The sequence below is a fragment of the Nocardioides silvaticus genome, assembly GCF_003160695.1.
GTDB classification, from domain to species: domain Bacteria; phylum Actinomycetota; class Actinomycetes; order Propionibacteriales; family Nocardioidaceae; genus Nocardioides; species Nocardioides silvaticus.
Window position 1 is genome coordinate 135,046 of sequence record NZ_QGDD01000002.1, and the last position, 16,351, is coordinate 151,396.

At 73.3% G+C, this 16,351-nt stretch carries 19 protein-coding genes; 13 read left to right on the plus strand and 6 right to left on the minus strand.

All coding sequences use genetic code 11. The annotated features are described in order from the left end of the window. The first annotated feature begins 13 nt into the window (after positions 1–13). From DJ010_RS05480 to DJ010_RS05490, 3 genes are read left to right on the plus strand one after another with little or no spacing between them, the layout of a single operon-like run. A complete protein-coding gene (locus DJ010_RS05480) occupies positions 14–394 on the plus strand; it encodes an Rv2175c family DNA-binding protein (RefSeq protein ID WP_109692649.1) in 381 nt (126 codons plus the stop codon). Between the two features lies 1 nt (position 395). Continuing rightward, complete coding sequence (locus DJ010_RS05485) at positions 396–845, plus strand: guanyl-specific ribonuclease (protein ID WP_109692650.1); 450 nt, start codon at positions 396–398, stop codon at positions 843–845. Between the two features lie 31 nt (positions 846–876). Beyond that, complete coding sequence (locus DJ010_RS05490; protein ID WP_109692651.1) at positions 877–1,293, plus strand: barstar family protein; 417 nt, start codon at positions 877–879, stop codon at positions 1,291–1,293. Between the two features lie 24 nt (positions 1,294–1,317). On the opposite strand, the gene DJ010_RS05495 is transcribed toward DJ010_RS05490, so the two are convergent. After that, positions 1,318–2,409 (minus strand): polyprenyl synthetase family protein, encoded by a 1,092-nt coding sequence (locus DJ010_RS05495; protein ID WP_109692652.1) that lies wholly within the window; start codon positions 2,407–2,409, stop codon positions 1,318–1,320. Positions 2,410–2,480: 71 nt separating this feature from the next. Here DJ010_RS05495 and metF point away from each other — a divergent pair, with 71 nt between their 5' ends. After that, entirely contained in the window at positions 2,481–3,371 is an 891-nt protein-coding gene (gene metF, locus DJ010_RS05500) for a methylenetetrahydrofolate reductase [NAD(P)H] (protein ID WP_109692653.1), read from the plus strand. A gap of 9 nt (positions 3,372–3,380) precedes the next feature. On the opposite strand, the gene DJ010_RS05505 is transcribed toward metF, so the two are convergent. Continuing rightward, a complete protein-coding gene (locus DJ010_RS05505) occupies positions 3,381–4,688 on the minus strand; it encodes a phytoene desaturase family protein (protein WP_109692654.1) in 1,308 nt (435 codons plus the stop codon). A gap of 34 nt (positions 4,689–4,722) precedes the next feature. Next, a complete protein-coding gene (locus tag DJ010_RS05510; RefSeq protein WP_109692655.1) occupies positions 4,723–5,196 on the minus strand; it encodes a YbaK/EbsC family protein in 474 nt (157 codons plus the stop codon). A 63-nt stretch (positions 5,197–5,259) separates the two neighbouring features. Here DJ010_RS05510 and DJ010_RS05515 point away from each other — a divergent pair, with 63 nt between their 5' ends. From DJ010_RS05515 to DJ010_RS05535, 5 genes are all read left to right on the plus strand, one after another. Beyond that, complete coding sequence (locus DJ010_RS05515; RefSeq protein WP_109692656.1) at positions 5,260–5,763, plus strand: hypothetical protein; 504 nt, start codon at positions 5,260–5,262, stop codon at positions 5,761–5,763. Between the two features lie 70 nt (positions 5,764–5,833). Then, positions 5,834–6,289 (plus strand): SAV_6107 family HEPN domain-containing protein, encoded by a 456-nt coding sequence (locus DJ010_RS05520; protein WP_158282943.1) that lies wholly within the window; start codon positions 5,834–5,836, stop codon positions 6,287–6,289. Between the two features lie 10 nt (positions 6,290–6,299). Next, a complete protein-coding gene (locus tag DJ010_RS05525) occupies positions 6,300–7,037 on the plus strand; it encodes a methyltransferase domain-containing protein (RefSeq protein ID WP_109692657.1) in 738 nt (245 codons plus the stop codon). A 42-nt stretch (positions 7,038–7,079) separates the two neighbouring features. Beyond that, positions 7,080–8,270 (plus strand): DNA polymerase IV, encoded by a 1,191-nt coding sequence (gene dinB, locus DJ010_RS05530; RefSeq protein ID WP_245927249.1) that lies wholly within the window; start codon positions 7,080–7,082, stop codon positions 8,268–8,270. Positions 8,271–8,440: 170 nt separating this feature from the next. Further along, complete coding sequence (locus tag DJ010_RS05535) at positions 8,441–8,887, plus strand: SCO2097 family morphological protein (RefSeq protein WP_109692658.1); 447 nt, start codon at positions 8,441–8,443, stop codon at positions 8,885–8,887. 243 nt (positions 8,888–9,130) lie between these two features. Here DJ010_RS05535 and DJ010_RS05540 read toward each other — a convergent pair whose 3' ends face one another. Genes DJ010_RS05540 through DJ010_RS05550 form a run of 3 tightly spaced genes read right to left on the minus strand, consistent with a single transcriptional unit; the run spans position 9,131 to position 13,706 of the window. Beyond that, positions 9,131–11,509 (minus strand): transglutaminase TgpA family protein, encoded by a 2,379-nt coding sequence (locus DJ010_RS05540; protein ID WP_109692659.1) that lies wholly within the window; start codon positions 11,507–11,509, stop codon positions 9,131–9,133. Next, a complete protein-coding gene (locus DJ010_RS05545; RefSeq protein ID WP_109692660.1) occupies positions 11,506–12,762 on the minus strand; it encodes a DUF58 domain-containing protein in 1,257 nt (418 codons plus the stop codon). The genes DJ010_RS05540 and DJ010_RS05545 overlap by 4 nt, the downstream gene beginning before the upstream one ends. Beyond that, the gene (locus tag DJ010_RS05550; protein ID WP_245927352.1) at positions 12,762–13,706 is read right to left on the minus strand and encodes an AAA family ATPase; all 945 of its coding nucleotides are present in this window, start codon (positions 13,704–13,706) and stop codon (positions 12,762–12,764) included. Before DJ010_RS05550 ends, DJ010_RS05545 begins: the two co-directional genes overlap by 1 nt. Before the next feature lie 285 nt (positions 13,707–13,991). On the opposite strand from DJ010_RS05550, the gene mraZ reads away from it, so the two are divergent. From mraZ to ftsL, 4 genes are all read left to right on the plus strand, one after another. Continuing rightward, positions 13,992–14,414, plus strand: coding sequence for a division/cell wall cluster transcriptional repressor MraZ (gene mraZ, locus DJ010_RS05555; protein WP_211318667.1), 423 nt, complete (start codon positions 13,992–13,994; stop codon positions 14,412–14,414). 236 nt (positions 14,415–14,650) lie between these two features. Then, positions 14,651–14,788 carry a hypothetical protein gene (locus DJ010_RS21985; RefSeq protein WP_158282944.1) on the plus strand — a complete coding sequence of 46 codons (138 nt, stop codon included), beginning with the start codon at positions 14,651–14,653 and terminating at the stop codon, positions 14,786–14,788. A 12-nt stretch (positions 14,789–14,800) separates the two neighbouring features. Further along, positions 14,801–15,781, plus strand: coding sequence for a 16S rRNA (cytosine(1402)-N(4))-methyltransferase RsmH (gene rsmH, locus DJ010_RS05560; protein WP_109692662.1), 981 nt, complete (start codon positions 14,801–14,803; stop codon positions 15,779–15,781). Next, positions 15,781–16,344 carry a cell division protein FtsL gene (gene ftsL, locus DJ010_RS05565; RefSeq protein ID WP_109692663.1) on the plus strand — a complete coding sequence of 188 codons (564 nt, stop codon included), beginning with the start codon at positions 15,781–15,783 and terminating at the stop codon, positions 16,342–16,344. The genes rsmH and ftsL overlap by 1 nt, the downstream gene beginning before the upstream one ends. Positions 16,345–16,351: the final 7 nt, after the last annotated feature.

The following is a 16,351-nucleotide window of genomic DNA, read 5'->3' on the forward strand; positions in this document are numbered from 1 at the left end:
GTTTGATGACCACATGAGCGAATCCGCACCTCGGCTGGCCGACCACGACCTCGCCGCGCTCGTCGACGAATGGCTCGACTGGAGCGCCGCCGGCGAGGTCATCGGTGTCACTCCCGCGAAGGTCCGCACGATGGTGCGCGACCACCAGCTCGCCTCGGCGGTGCCCGCCCCGGGGCAGCCGCCCATGGTCCCCGCCCTCTTCCTCGACGAGGACGGGCTGCCGGTGAAGGGCCTGCCCGGGCTGCTGACCCTCCTGCACGACAACGGCTTCGACGACCGCGAGTGCATCGCCTGGATCTTCCTCGACGCCGACCTGCCGGGGCGTCCGATCGACGCGCTGCGGGAGAACCGTGGCCGGGAGGTGCGCCGGCGCGCCCAGGCCCTGGCGCTCTGACATGAGGGGCCGGACGACCAGCGTCCTCGGCACGGTCGCGGTCGTCGTGCTCACCGTCTTCGTCTGGTGGCTGCAGGCGGGCGACGGCGAGGACTCCGGCGACGACGCCGCCCGGCCCTCGACCACCGTCTCGTCGTCGAGCAGCGTGCCCCCGCGGACCGACGAGGCCGGCGGGCTGCCGTACGTCGACCTGGCCGACCTGCCGCCCGAGGCGGCGGACACGCTGCAGCTGATCGACGCGGGCGGGCCGTTCCCCTACGCCGCCGACGGCAGCACCTTCCACAACTACGAGGGGTTGCTTCCGGGCCGGTACGACGGCTATTACCGGGAGTACACGGTGGAGACGCCCGGGTCGGACGACCGCGGCGCGCGTCGGATCATCGGCGGGGCCGAGGGCGAGCTCTACTGGACCGAAGACCACTACGAGTCGTTCGAGGTGATCCGGAGATGAGCCAGGAAGACACGCGCACCAGGGGGCCGGCATGAGCGGCCTCGCAGGGGTTCTGGCGGGCCGGCACGACGCCGGCGTCCACCGTTGGCACAGCTCCCTCCACGTCCCGGACGTCCAGCACGCGGTCGAGCACGCGGGCTGGACGTTCGGCTACGTGGACGGCGTCGCGCTGGAGAGCAAGAAGGAGGTCCTCGGCGCGATCGGCGAGGCGCTCTCCTTCCCCGACCACTACGGCGGCAACCTCGACGCGCTGCGCGACTGCCTCCGCGACCTCCCGAAGGACACCGTCCTGCTGTGGGACGGCTGGGGGAGCCTGGCTCGCGCGAAGCCGGAGGCCTTCGAGCGGGTCTGCAAGGTCCTCGGCCGGCAGGCGGACGGCGAGCCGGCCCTCGAGGTGCTGCTGCGCGGGCCGGGTCCCGACGACACCGGCATCGAGTCGCTGGACTGAGCCCTTCCGGGGCTGCCCGAGGGCTCAGAGCACCCGTCGGGTGGCGGCGGCGGCCAGCCCCTCGAGCACCGCGCACGCGTGCTCGTCGAGCCCCACGGCCGCCCGGGCGTCGGCGAGGCTCGCGACCGCGCGCCGGGCGAGGTCGTCGATCATGCCCTCCACGCGCGCGTGCGCCCCGGCGTGGGCGATGATCCCGCGCAGCTCGACGATCTCCTCCTCGGTCAGCGCGGTCCCGAGCGCGGCGTCGAGGCGGGCGGCGTCCGCGGCCGGAGCGGACTCGAGCGCGAGCGCGACGAGCACCGTCCGCTTGCCCTCGACCAGGTCGTCGCCGGCAGGCTTGCCGGTCGTGGCCGGGTCGCCGAAGACACCGAGCAGGTCGTCGCGGAGCTGGAACGCCTCGCCGAGCGGCAGGCCGAACGAGGTGAGCGCCGTCAGCGTCTCGGGACCGGCGCCGGCGAGGGCGGCGCCCACGTGGAGCGGGCGCTCGACGGAGTACTTGGCCGACTTGTAGCGCAGCACCGTCATCGCGTCGTCGACGCTCGCGCGGCCGCGCGCCTGGACGGAGACGTCGAGGAACTGACCGGCGACGACCTCGGACCGGCAGGCGTCGAGGACCTCGAGCGCAGGACCGACCCGGTCCCACGGCAGGCCGCAGCGGCGGAGGAGCTCGTCCGACCACGACAGCAGCAGGTCGCCGAGCAGGATGGCGGCGGAGGCGCCGTACTGCTCGGGGTCGCCGGGCCAGCCCTGCTGCTGGTGCAGCGCCGCGAAGCCGCGGTGAGTGGCGGGCCGGCCGCGCCGGGTGTCGGAGGCGTCCATCAGGTCGTCGTGGACGAGGGCGCTGGCGTGCAGGAGCTCGAGGGAGGCGGCGGCGCGGAGGACCGCGCGCTCGTCGTACTCCTCGCGCGCGGCAGCGCGGAAGCCCCAGTAGCAGAACGCGCCCCGGAACCGCTTGCCGCCGCTGACCGCGGTCCGGCCCTCGGCGACCAGGCGGCCGGCGTCGTCACCGAGCGGGGTCAGCCGGTCGGCCTGCTCGTCGAGGAAGGCGTCGATGGCCGCCTGCAGCTCGGACCGGAACTGGTCCTGGTCGCCCTGTTCCCACGCCTGCCCGGTCACGTGGCCGACTCTATTGACCGCCTGTCGGGTACTCGCATCCGGGCGGCGCGGCGACCTTTAAACTCCGGCTCATGACTACCGGTCGCGGCCGCTCCCTCGGCGACATCCTGCGCGAGGGCGAGCGCTCGTTCTCGTTCGAGTTCTTCCCGCCGAAGGACGAGGCGGGCGAGGAGCAGCTCTGGAACGCCATCCGTGCCCTCGAGCCGTACCGCCCGACGTTCGTCTCGGTGACGTACGGCGCCGGCGGCGGCACCCGCGACAAGACCATCGGCATCACCGGTCGGATCGCCCGGGAGACCTCGCTGGTGCCGATCGCCCACCTGACCTGCGTCGGCCACACCCGTGAGGAGCTCGAGGGGATCCTCGACGCCTACGCGGCCGAGGGCGTCTTCCACGTGATGGCGCTGCGCGGCGACCCGCAGGAGGGCCCGCGGGCCGAGTGGACGTCCACCGAGGGCGGGCTCAACTACGCACTCGACCTGGTCGAGCTGGCCCGCTCGCGAGGGGACTTCCGGATCGGCGTGGCCGCCTTCCCGGAGGGCCACCCCAATGCGGAGTCGCTCGACGTCGACGCCGACCGGCTGGTGGCGAAGGCCCGGGCGGGCGCGGAGTTCGCGGTCACCCAGATGTTCTTCCGCGCCTCCGACTACTTCGCGCTCGTGGAGCGCGTCCGCGCCCGTGGCGTCGACATCCCGATCCTGCCGGGCATCATGCCGATCCTGAACCTCAACGCGATCCGCCGGCAGGGCGAGCTCATCGGCACCTCGGTCCCCGAGGAGGTCGTCGAGCGCATCAGCGCGGCCGGGCCGGACCCGGCCGACGTCCGCGCCGAGGGCATCAAGCTCGCCGCCGAGCTGTGCGAGGAGCTGCTCGCCGGCGGCGCGCCGGGTCTGCACTTCTATACGCTCAACCGCTCCAAGGCGACGCTGGAGATCTTCGAGGCGCTCCGGATCACCGTCTGACGCGGGCTACTACTTCGCGGGGCCGATGACCTGCGCGACGAGCGCGGCCGACTGGGCGACGAACGGGATGCCCGCCCCGGGCGCGGCGTGCGCGCCGGCGGCGTAGACGCCGTCGATCGGCGTCGTCGGCCCCAGCCGGTGGCGGATGGTGGCGCGGCCCTGCCACAGCACACCGCAGGGGGAACCGTTCCACTGCTCGACGAGGTCGCGCGGTGAGAGGTCGATGCGGGTGACGACCTGCTCGCGCACGTCGATCTTGTGCCGGGCGAGGGCGTCGAGGATGTCCTCGGCGAGCTTGCCGCGGCCGTGGAGGGTCCAGGCCGTGCCGCCCTCGGGCGCGGAGCCACCGGTGCGGATGACGATCTGGGGATCGGCGTGCAGCACCAGCTCGGGTGGGAGGTCGGGCAGCTCGCCGACCAGGCCGAGGTGCGCGACGACCGGGGGGATCGCCGGCATGGTGCGCTCGACGAGCGGAGCGAGTGCCGGCAGCCGCCGCGGGTCGACCGCGACGACGACCGCGTCGACGTCGATGTCGCCGCTCTCGACCGACACCGCGGCCACCCGGCCTCCGCGCACGACGAGGTCGCGCGCCGCGGTGCCGGTGAGGACCGTGACGCCGCGGGTCTCCAGCCGGGCGGTCAGCAGCTCGGCCAGCCGCGCCATCCCGCCAGGGACCCGCCAGGCGCCGAAGCACTGCTCGAGGTAGTTGGAGACACCCACCCACGCCGGCACGTTCCGCAGGTCGTGGCCCTCGGCGACAGCACGGTGACCTGCGACCAGGCCGAGCCGGTCGTCGCGGAAGTCGCGGCGCAGTCGCTTGTGCAGGGTCTCCCGGGTGTTGAGGAGCGAGTCGAGGTCCTTGGAGACGTCCCGAGGGTCCCACGGCACCTCGACGTACTCCTTGCGCAGCACCTCCCACACGGGCGCGTAGGTCTCGACGTGGCGCGCCCACGCCTCGCCGAGGCCGGGTCCGAGCTCGTCGAACGCCGCGATCTGCGCGGCGCGCGACCCGCCGGGGACCTTGACCGAGGTGCGGTCCTCGAACCGGTGCTCGGTGATCACCTCGAGCGGCTCGAGCTCGCCGCCGAGCTCGGTCTCCAGCGGCCGCCCGGACTTGCGGAACAGGTCGCGGAGGGCCGCGGGCAGCAGGGTCGAGGTCGCTGACCCGTCCCAGGTGTAGCCGCCCTCGCTGACCGCGCCGAGGGCGCCGCCGAGGGTCGCCGCGGCCTCGAGGAGCACGACCTGGTGCCCGAGCTTCGCGAGCCGGGCCGCGGAGGCGAGGCCCCCGAGGCCGCCCCCGATGACGACGATCCTCATCCGCGTCCGGCCCTCGGTGCGGTCCCGGGCACGGTCACTCGACGTCGACCGGGCTGGCGCCGGTGAGGCGCAGGAGCTCGTCGTACGTCGTCGAGAACACGGCCGCCGGGTGTCCGGCGGCGGCCCACACCACGTCGTAGCGCTGGAGCCAGCTGTCGAGGTACGTCGGCACCGGCGCCGGGTGGCCGATCGGCGACACCCCGCCGATCACCTGCCCGGTGTGCTCGCGCACGAACTCCGGCGAGGCACGGCGCAGCTTCTCGACGCCCACGCCGGCGGCGGTCTTCCGGGTGTCGACCCGGTGGGCGCCCGAGGTGAGGATCAGCACCGGCGAGCCGCCCGCGTCGAAGAGCAGGCTGTTGGCGATGGCACCGACCTCGCAGCCGAGCGCCTCGGCGGCGAGTGCGGCGGTGTGCACGGCATCGGGCAGAATGACGATCTCGCCAGCTCCGCCGCGTCGCGCGTGCTCGGCGCGGAACCGGCTGATCGAGGGATGGTCGGCCGACATGGGAGTGACCCTAGGGCACCGCACAATGCGGTGAGGCAGGGATCGCGGACTCGAGGAGGACCGATGGGCAAGCGACCGGCGGCGATCGACCTGGCGTCGTGGCTGCTGTGGATCCAGGTGCTTGCCGGCCTGGTGGTCTCGGTGCTCGTGGTGATCTTCCGCGAGGACCTCCGCGAGGCATGGTCTCCCGGCGCCAGCGGCGACAGCACCGTCCAGCCGCTGGAGTTCGTGCCGGTGATCCTCGTGCTGTACGGCGTCATCGCGCTCACGACGCTGACGCTGATCCCGATGATGCGGTCCGGGCACAACTGGTCCCGGCACGCGCTCGCGATGATCGAGGTCGGCATCCTGATCGCGACGATCGCGACCGTCCGCACCATGCCGCCGGCGGTGTTCCGCGGGCTGATCATCGTGGCCGCCGTCCTCGCCGCGGTGACGCTGGTGTTCATCTGGCACCCGGAGTCGCGGCGCCACTGTCGCGAGCTCGAGGCGGCTGCGGACGGTGCCGACGACGAGGTCGAGGTCGTCGACCTCTCGGACGCGGAGGATCCCGCCACCAGCTCTTGACCTTGTGTCGGGGGACCGGTGTACCTTGGTCGTATTCGAACAAGCGTTCGAACAACACCGAGGAGTCGACATGGCGAGCGAGCAGCACCTGTTCCTGCACCCCGACCACCTGCCCGCGACCACGCACTCGTACCTCCTCCGCTCCGCGGAGTCCCTGAGCGAGGCGGTCGCGGCGGCCGACGTCGCCGAGCGCTACGCCTGCGCCCACGTGGCGGCGCTGCGCGCCGCCGCTGCGTTGCTGGCGGCCCGCGCCCGGCCGGCGCCCGCCCGACGGCGGCAGCAGAAGAACGCCTGGGTGCTGCTGGCGGAGGTGGCGCCCGAGCTGGGGGAGTGGGCCTCGTTCTTCGCCGCCGGTGCGGCCAAGCGGGCGGCGGCGGAGTCGGGGTCGACCCGCGCGGTGAGCGAGCGCGAGGCCGACGACCTGGTGCGCGACGCCGACCGGTTCCTCGCCGTCGTCGAGCAGGCGCTCGGCCTCACCCCGCACGCGCCGGTCGGCGACCAGCTGGTCAGGTGCGCCGCCGGATAGTGTTGCGGCCATGGTGTCCCAGGAGCGGCCCGGCGAGCGGCCAGGATCGGTGCGCACGGCCGTCGTCTGGGACGCGCTCGGGCCGGTCCTCTCCGGTGATCCCTGCGACGTCGTCGACATCGGCGGCGGCACCGGCGGGTTCGCCGTACGCGTCGCCGAGGCCGGGCACCGGGTCACCGTCGTCGACCCCAGTCCCGATGCGCTGGCGGCCCTGGCCCGACGCGCCCGCGAGGTCGGCGTCGACGTCGCCGGGCACCAGGGCGACGTCTCCGGGCTACTCGACGTGGTCGGTCCCGAGAGCGCCGACCTGGTGCTGTGCCACGGCCTGCTCGAGGTCGTGGACGCCGGCGACGCGCTCGCGACGATCCGCAAGGTCCTGCGGCCCGGCGGCACGGTCAGCGTCCTCGTCGCCCAGCGGCACGCGGCCGTCGTGGCCAGGGCGATGGCCGGCCACCTCCACCAGGCGCGGGCCCTGCTCGACGGCGACGACCAGCCCGAGCGGACGCCAGGACGGTCCGGCCGCACCACCCGGCGGTTCACCGCCGCCGAGATCTCCGCGCTGGTCGAGGAGGCGGGCTTCACCGTGTCGGCGGTGCACGCGGTCCGGGTGTTCACCGACCTGGTCCCCGGCTCGCTGCTCGACCAGGAGCCGGGCGCCGCGGCGGCGCTGGCCGACCTCGAGCGCGCGGTGGCGGAGCGGCCGGAGTACCTCCCGCTCGCCACGCAGGTCCACCTGCTGGCCCGCTAGCCCGGCGGACTCGCCCGGGTCGGCTCCGCGCGGGAGGACGCCGTGAGCGTCCCGCACCTGCTCCACGTCGACATGGACGCGTTCTACGCGTCGGTGGCGATCCGCGACCGGCCCGAGCTGCAGGACCGACCCGTCGTCGTGGGTGGCGGCCACCGCGGTGTCGTGCTGTCGGCCAACTACCCCGCCCGGCGCTACGGCATCCGCTCCGGCATGTCGGGCGGTGAGGCGCGCCGGCTGTGCCCGCGGCTGGTGGAGGTGCCGCCCGACTTCGACGTGCTGCGGCCGGTGTCGAAGGCGATCATGGAGTCGTTCCGCGGGTTCACCCCGGTCGTCGAGGTGATGTCGCTCGACGAGGCGTTCCTGGACGTGCGCGGGGCGCTCAAGCTGTTCGGACCGCCGGAGGTCATCGCCGAGCGGATCCGCTCCCGGGTGCGGGCCGAGCACGGCATCACCTGCTCGGTCGGCATCGCGGCCGCGGTGTCGGTCGCCAAGCTGGCCAGCCGACGGGCCAAGCCCGACGGCGTGCTGGCGATCCCGCCGGAGCGTTTCGTCGAGGTGGTGCACCCGCTCGACGTCGGAGAGCTGTACGGCGTCGGCGAGGCCACCCGCCAGCGGCTGCACCGGCTGGGGCTGATGACGGTGGGCGACGTCGCCCGCCTCCCGGTCGCCGAGTTGCGCCGGATGGTCGGCGGGCACCTGGGCGGTCACCTGCACGCGCTCGCGTGGGGCGCCGACCGCAGCGAGCTCGCTCCGGGCGGCGCCGGCACCTTCGGCTTCGGCGAAGGTGTGCCGGAGGGCAGCATGGGCTCCCAGCACACGCTCGCGGTCGACACCCGCAGCCGTGAGCAGCTGGCGCGCGAGCTGCTGCGGCTCTCCGCCCGGGTGGCCGCCCGGCTCCGCGACGCCGACAAGGTCGGTCGCACCGTCGCCATCACCGTCCGGTGGAGCGACTTCCGCACGATCACCCGGTCCCGGACGCTGCCGGAGCCGACCGACGTCACCCACGACGTCTACGAGGCGGCCCTCCTGCTGCTCGACACCCTCTTCCCGCTCCGCCTGCCGGTGCGCCTGGTCGGCGTGCGGGTCCAGGGTCTCCACCGCCGGCGCGACGCCGGCGGCCGGCAGCTGAGCATCGGCGAGGCCGACCCGGGGTGGCCCGACGCGGACCGGGCCGTCGACCGGGCAGCGGCCCGGTTCGGGAGCTCCGCCGTACGCCGTGGCAGCCTGCTCTGAGCCGTCCCGGCCCCTGCCCCGTCTGGCCCGTGCGGGCCCCGGGTATCCATCCGATCGGACAGACCGTCGAGGAATTGTCCGGTCGGCCTACCGGTCGGCGCAGGCGCTGCATACACTTGAGATTCAAACCATCGGCGAAGGCCGTCGAACCGCACAGGTGGAGGATTCCGGTGCCACTCTCCGAAGAGGAGCTGCGACTGCTCGAGCAGATGGAGCGCGCGCTCGTCGAAGAGGACCCGAAGCTCGCCTCCACCCTGCGCGGCACCACGTTGCGGCAGGCCGCGCGCCGGAAGGCGATCCTGGCCGGGCTCGTGTTCGCGATCGGCATCGCCGTGCTGATGGGCGGCGCGATCAGCGGCCTCTGGTTCGTCGGCATCGCCGGCTTCATCATCATGCTCGGCTCGGCCACCGTCGGCCTCGGAGCCCTCCGCGGTCAGCAGCTCAGCGGTCAGCAGGGCCCCGACCACGCCACGGCCCACCCGTCCGGCCTCGGCATCATCGAGGGTGGCCGCTCCCGCAGCCGCCGCCCCCACCGCCCCAAGGCCAAGTCCTCCGGCTCCTTCATGGAGCGCGTCGAGGAGCGCTGGCGCCGCCGCCGCGGCGGTCGCGGATACTGAGTCCTTCCGCGCGAGCGCGTCGGGAACCCATACAAGCGTCGACCCGTCGCAAACTCGCGCCCGTACGACGCCGACCCGTCGCAAACTCACGGCTGTACGACGCCGACCCGTCGCAAACTCACGCCTGACGTGCGAGTTCGAGCCGGGTTGACGTGGTTGACGTGCGAGTTTGCGACGGGTCGACGTGGTTGACCTGCGAGTTTGCGACGGGTCGACGTGGTTGACGTGCGAGTTTGCGACGGGTCAGGCGTTGACCAGGTCGTCGGACTTCGACGTGTTGCGGGCGGGGCGCTGCCAGAGCGAGGCGGGGAGCCAGCGGGCCCGGCGGGCGGCCCGGCGGGTGACGCCGGCCTCGAGCGACGCGGCACAGAGCTCGACGTCGTCGGCCAGGTTGGCGGACGGGACGGGCGAGCCGGGGCGTGCGTAGCGCGCGACCTCCAGGGCCGCGACCAGGCGCTCCAGCGCAGCGGCCGCCTCCGGGTCGGCGTCGGCTCCGGTTCGCGGTCGCTCGGGCCGGTTGACGTCGCTCCGGTCGCCGAGGTGGTCGACGATCGCCCGCCCGACCTCCTGCGGTGACCGGCCGGAGGGCCAGGCGAGGCCGAGGTCGATCGCGGTCGCGGCCAGCTCGTCCCAGAGGTCCTCCGGCGTGCCGGCCAGGCGCCGGTCGCGGGCCCGGCGGCGGAGCAGCCGGGGCAGGTAGGCGAGGACGACCAGCAGTGCGACGACCAGCAGTGCGACCCCCGCCCGCAGCAGTACGACGACCCAGTCGGTCCCCTCGTCGGCACCGTCGGCCGCGGCGTCGGTCTCCTGCTCGGGCGCGGCCGACTCCGACTGCTGGCTCGGGTCCTCGACCGGGTCGCGGGTCTCCTCCGACACCGTGGGGCCGCTGGTCGGCGCCGTCGGCTCGGGAGCGTTCACCGGCACCGTGGTGTAGTCGGGTGCCGTTGCGGCCCGGCCCTGGGGCGTCGGCTCGAACCGCACCCACCCCGAGCCCTCGAAGTAGAGCTCCGGCCAGGCGTGCAGGTCCCAGGAGCTGTACTCCCACTCGCCGTTGCCGAGACTCTCCGGGCGGAGGAACCCGACCGCCACCCGCGCGGGGATGCCCTGCATCCGCGCCATCACCGCCATCGCCGAGGCGAACTGCTCGCAATAGCCGATCCGGCCGCCCTCCTCGTCCGCGTCGAGGAAGGTCTCGAAGGCGTCGCCGCCGACGCCCGGGGGCGCCTTCTTCAGGGAGTAGCGGAACCCGCCGGACTCACGGAAGTAGTCCTGCAGCAGCAGCGCCGCCTCGTAGTCGGTGCGAGCGTCGCCGGCCACGTGGTCGGACTCCCGGCGCACGATCGGGGGCAGACCGCTCGGGATCTCCAGGAACTCCTCGTCGACGGCGTTGATCGCGGCGTCCTGGAAGAACTCACCGGTCGTGCCGTACTCCGGTTCGATGCCGGTCACCGACCACGCGAGGTCCCGGGTGTCGAGCTCCTTCGGCACGGCCAGGAAGTCCATCGTGTCCTCGTCGAACCGCCAGTCGCCCGCCGCCTCGACGTTGGAGTCGGGGAACTGGGTCGGCAGCCAGCTGGAGTTGAACGAGTCGTTGGCCTCGAACTCGTACTGGTACTCCCTGCGGGGCACGTCGGGGGAGAGGCCGAGCGGCGCGGGCAGGTCACCGGTCGCGGTGTTGTCGTCGCCGACCCCGCGGTTGCCGCTGCTCCACAGCGCACCGGTGAACCGGGCGAGCGCGGCGACCCGAAGGTACTCCGGGGACGGGTCGTCGGTGCGGAGCCGGATGAGCGGGATGTCCTCCTCGCGCTCCAGGTCGCGCCGCAGGTCGGTGCTGGGGTTGTGGATCTCGATGTCCTCGTCGCCGTCGCCGGGACCGATCCCGAACACGTCGAGGTCGAGGACCGGCACGAACGGCGGCAGGAACACCGCCAGCACCGTGGCGGTGACGCCGATCCGCCCGGCGCCCACCCGGACCGCGTCCGCGACCGGGTTGGCGTCGAGCCAGGGGTTCCCCTCGTCCGGCCCGAGCAGCCGACCCCACTTGAGCAGCAGGTCGCGGCTGTCGAGATGGAGCAGCGCCAGGAACCCGGCGGCCGCCATGACGAAAGCGATCAGGCCGGGACCGGACTGGGTCAGGCCGGCGGGCACCGAGTAGATCGCGAGCAGCGCGAGGCCGGCGATCGGCACCCGGCGCAGCGTGCAGGCGAGGAGGTCGACGAGGAGGACGAAGAAGGCTCCGCCGACCAGCATCAGGGGCGCGACCGGCGGCACGTCGGACTGGATCGGCGCGGCGTAGGTGCGCGCCGACGTCATCGCCTGCTCGAGCGAGCGCCAGATCTGGTTGCCGGCCTCGCCGACAGGGAGCGGGCTGCCGCCCAGCTCGCCGCTCACCATCGCCACCGCGAGCAACGTCTGGACGGCGATCGTCAGGAGCGCCGGGCTGCCCAGCCAGCGGAGCAGTGCCCCGGATGCCGCGACGACGACGGCGATCACGAGGAGGGGAGCGAGGTAGTCGCTGGAGTCGACGAGGAACCCGCGCCACGCCATCAGCGCGGCCCAGGAGGTGCCGGCGGCGACGAGCGAGACCAGCAGCGCGTAGCCGAACGCCGGCCGGCCGTTCACCGGTCCGTCCTCCCGCCGGCGAGGCCGGCCGCTGCAGCGGTCCGGCCCGAGGCGCGGCCGAGGTCGCGCCAGGCCGAGTCGATCCGGTCGCGCGGGCCGAGGGTGACCGCGCGCCACCCGAGCCCGGCGACGGACTCCGCTGGCAGCTCCGACGCCGAGGCCGTCGACCGGCCACCCCACTGGTCGACGTCGAGCACCAGGGCGAGCGCGGTGCCGGCGTCGTGGCGGAGCTGCCGCAGCGCGAGCGAGTCGGTCTGTTCCAGGCCGCCGAGAACGGCGACGACCAGGCCGCCGCGGGTCTGGTCACCGCTCCATCCCAGGTCGAGGGTGGGGCGCTGCACCGTCGTCACCAGGGCCAGCCGTTCCAGGACGGCGGTCGAGGTCTCGTCCGCTCCGGTCCCGTCCGCCAGCACGAGGCGTACGGCGTACCCGTGCTGGTCGAGGTGCAGGACCAGTGAGGCGGCGGCGACCACCGCGAACTCGAAGCTCGACCCGAGGCCCTGACCGCGGTGCGACCGGAGCCGGTTGTCGAGCAGCACCGTCGCCCGGGCCTCCCACGGCTGTTCCTCGCGCCGCACCATCAGGTCGCCCATCCGCGCGGAGCTGCGCCAGTGCACGCGACGCAGCTCGTCGCCACGGCGGTACTCGCGGACGCTGACGTCCTCGGCCGAGCCGGCGGCGAAGGCCTGCGGACGGTACTCGCCGGAGCCCGTCCACCCGCCCATCACCGGGATCGGCGGCAGCGCGACGGTGCGCGGCGTGACCACGAGAGGGGCGGTGCCGGGGACCAGGCGGCGCAGCTCGATGAGGCCGAACGGATCGGCGATGCGGATCGTGAGTGGCCCGATGTCGAACCGTCCGCGCACGTCGGACCGCACCTGGTAGCTGACGCGGCGCTGCCACTTGCGCGCGATGCCCTGGAGCACGAACCGGGGCCGGGTGCCGAGCGCGTAGGGGACCTGGTCCTCGACCAGGATCGCGCCGGCGGTCGAGCGTCCCTCGTTGGAGAGGAGCAGGTCGATGCGGGCCGGCTGGCCGGCGGCGACGAGCCGGGGGTGGACCGACCGCACCGCGGTGAGGGCGTAGCGACGACGGCCGATCACGAACGCCGCCACGAGGGGGAGCACGACCACGAGGACGCCGATCCGGGTCAGCGAGGTCTGCCCCAGCAGCACGGCGCAGACGATCGCCGTCGTCCCCGCGGCGAGGAAGGCCCGTCCGCGGAGGGTCAGCCCCGCGAGCCCGTCACGCATCAGGAACGGATCTCGGGGACCGGCACCTGGGCGACGATCCCCGCCAGGATGTCGCTGGTGCCGCGACCCCCGACGGCCGCCTCGGCACTCGGCAGCAGCCGGTGCGCGATCACGGGCTGGATGAGCGCGCGGACGTCGTCGGGCAGGACGTAGTCGCGCTGGTGCAGCGCCGCATAGGCCTTGGCCGCGCGCACGAGGTGCAGCGTTGCGCGGGGCGAGGCGCCGAGCAGGAGGTCGGTGCTCTCCCGGGTGGCAGCGGTCAGCGAGACGGCGTACCGCTGCACGGCCTCGGACACGTGCACGTGGTGGACGATGCCGCACAGCTTGCGCAGCTCGGCCGCGTCGGTGACCGGCTCGAGCTCGTCGAGCGGGTTGAGCTCGGTGTGCGAGTTGAGCATGGCGATCTCGGCCGACGGCACCGGGTAGCCGATCGACACCCGGGCCATGAACCGGTCGCGCTGCGCCTCGGGCAGGGCGTAGGTGCCCTCCATCTCGACCGGGTTCTGGGTCGCGATCACCATGAACGGCGCTTCGAGGTGGTAGGTGACGTTGTCGACGGTGACCTGCTGCTCCTCCATGCACTCCAGCAGCGCCGACTGGGTCTTGGGAGAGGCGCGGTTGATCTCGTCGCCGATCACGATGTTGGCGAAGACGCCGCCGGGCCGGAACTCGAACTCCCGGGACTGCTGGTTGTAGACCGAGACGCCGGTGACGTCGGACGGCAGCAGGTCGGGCGTGAACTGGATCCGTCGCACGGTCGAGTCGATGCTGCGCGCCAGCGCCTTGCTGAGCATCGTCTTGCCGACGCCGGGCACGTCCTCGAGCAGCAGGTGGCCCTCGGCCAGCAGCACGACGAGCGCGGCGGAGACGACCTCGCTCTTGCCCTCGATGACGCGCTCGATGTTGCCGCGGATCCGGCTCGCCACGCGGGCGACCGTGGCCACGTCGGCTCCGGTGGTGGGGTGCGGCTGCCCCGGGTGGTCCGTCGGCGACTCCACGTCATGTCTCCCGTCTCTGGCGCGCCCGGTCGTGCACTTGAAGCGTAGGCCCGCGGTCGAGGCAAACGTACGGCGCCGGAGCAACCTAACGCGCCCGAACGGCCCACAAGGTCACAGACCGATCACGCGTTCGCATCGACCCGACCTTGGAGCAAAACACCCCCGGAAGTGGTTGACGGTGGGGGAAAGTGGAGTACTGTGGGGGAAAGTGGAGGAAACAGGAGGTGTCCGATGCTGTTCGTCGGCACCTACACCCCGAAGCTCGACGACAAGGGGCGCCTCTTCCTCCCGGCGAAGTTCAGGGACCGGTTGGCCGAGGGGGTCGTGGTGACGCAGGGTCAGGAGCACTGCCTCGTCGTCTGGCCCACCGACGTCTTCGCAGCCGAGGCCGAGCGGGCAGCCGAGCGGCCGATGACCAACAAGGCGGCCCGCCGTTACCAGCGCGTGCTCTTCGCGGGCGCCGACGAGAGCACGCCGGACAAGCAGGGACGGGTCGGCATCCCTGCACACCTGCGGGAGTACGCCGCGCTTGAACGGGACGTTGTGGTGATCGGCGTCCGCGACCGGATGGAGATCTGGAACCCCGAACGGTGGCGGGAGTTCCAGGCCGACGCGATGGGCGACTTCGTCGACCTCGACGAGGACGAGGACTGACCGACTGAACCGCCGGCGCGACCGGCGCCGCACCACTTCGCTCCACTTCGCTCCACCACGGAGCGGACGACAACTTCAACAGTGATCCGCAGGACGAGGTCTCTGGCCCGCTCCCGCTGCCTTCTGGGGCACCTTCCCCGGCTCCAGACGGCTTCCCCCACCGGGGGCGGGCGGGGGACCTGGCCCTGCGGATCGCGAGCAACGACGCGAGCAACGCGAGCAAGAGGGGTCGAACGATGAGCGTGATGACAGAGGCGAGGCAGCCGCGGGTCCGCGAGCTCGCGCGCGAAGCAGTGGCACTGATGTTGTTCTCGGCCGTCGTGTCGGTCGGGATGGCACTCGCCCTCCTGATCGCCTACGGGATCGGGCACTGAGGGCGCACCACCATGGACAACCCTCGACACGTCCCGGTCCTTCTCGACCGGGTCGTGGCGCTTCTGGCACCTGCGCTCGACCACGACGACGCCGTCCTCGTCGACGCGACCCTGGGCCTCGGGGGTCACAGCGAGGCCGTGCTGGCCCGCTGCGAGCTGGCCCGGGTCGTCGGCATCGACCGTGACCCCGACGCGCTCGAGCTCAGTCGCGAGCGGCTGGCGCCGTACGGCGACCGCTTCACCGCAGTGCACGCGGTGTACGACGAGATCCCCGACGTGCTCGCCGACCTCGGCCTGGCCGGCGACAGAGGGGTCGACGGGGTGCTCTTCGACCTCGGTGTCTCCTCGATGCAGCTGGACCTGCCGGAGCGCGGTTTCGCCTACGCGGTCGACGCCCCCCTCGACATGCGGATGAGCTCCGGCACCGGTCCGACCGCCGCCGACGTGCTCAACACCTACGACGCGCCCGACCTGGCGCGCGTGCTCAAGGAGTACGGCGAGGAGCGGATGGCCCGCCGGATCGCGGAGGCGATCGTGCGCGAGCGCGCCAAGGAGCCGTTCACCACGTCGGGCCGCCTGGTCGCCCTCCTGTACGACGTCATCCCGGCCCCTGCGCGTCGTACCGGCGGCCACCCTGCGAAGCGCACCTTCCAGGCACTGCGGATGGAGGTCAACGACGAGCTCCGGGTGCTCGAGCGGGCGGTGCCGGCCGCGATCGACGCGATCGGCGTCGGCGGCCGTGTGGTCGTGGAGTCCTACCACTCGCTCGAGGACCGGCTGGTCAAGCGGGCCTTCGCCGCGGCGACCAGCAGCGACGTCCCCGAGGACCTCCCGTTCGTGCCGGAGGGGCACGAGCCGGCGCTGCGCCTGGTGACCCGCGGCGCCGAGCAGGCGGACGCCGACGAGATCGCCCTGAACCCGCGCGCCGCATCCGTACGACTGCGCGCCGTCGAACGAGTCCGACCCCGCACCACCGGCAAGGGAGCCGCGTAATGAGCAGCACCGCACCCCAGCTCCGCTCCCGCCTGCCGCGCATCGCCGAGGCGGCGGTCCAGCGGGCCCGGCTCACGGTCGTGCCGCGGCCTCGCACCCGGCCGCGTGCCCCGCGGGTGCCGTTCGTGACCTTGGTCAGCGTGATCCTGCTCGGCGGTGTCGTCGGGCTGCTCCTCTTCAACACCTCGATGCAGCAGGCCTCCTTCCGCGCCGCAGCGCTCGACCAGCAGCTCGCCGACCTCACCGCCCAGGAGGAAGCGCTCAGCACCGAGCTCCAGGAGCTGAGCGACCCGGCCCGGGTCGCCGACCGCGCCCAGAAGGCGGGCATGGTGATCGCCGGCCCGCCGAACGTCATGAACCTCGGCACCGGCGAGGTCACCGGCGACGCCCAGGCCGCGCCACCGGCGCAGCCGAGCAACACGCTGCCGGTCACGGTGCCCGGCCCGACCAAGCCCAAGGTGCTGGACCCGGACCCGGTCATCGTCCGCGACCGCGGCGACGACCGCTCGAACGACGCGAATGGCCGCCAGGACGGCGGGTCGGACCGTTCCCGGCAGCGGTAGCCACCTA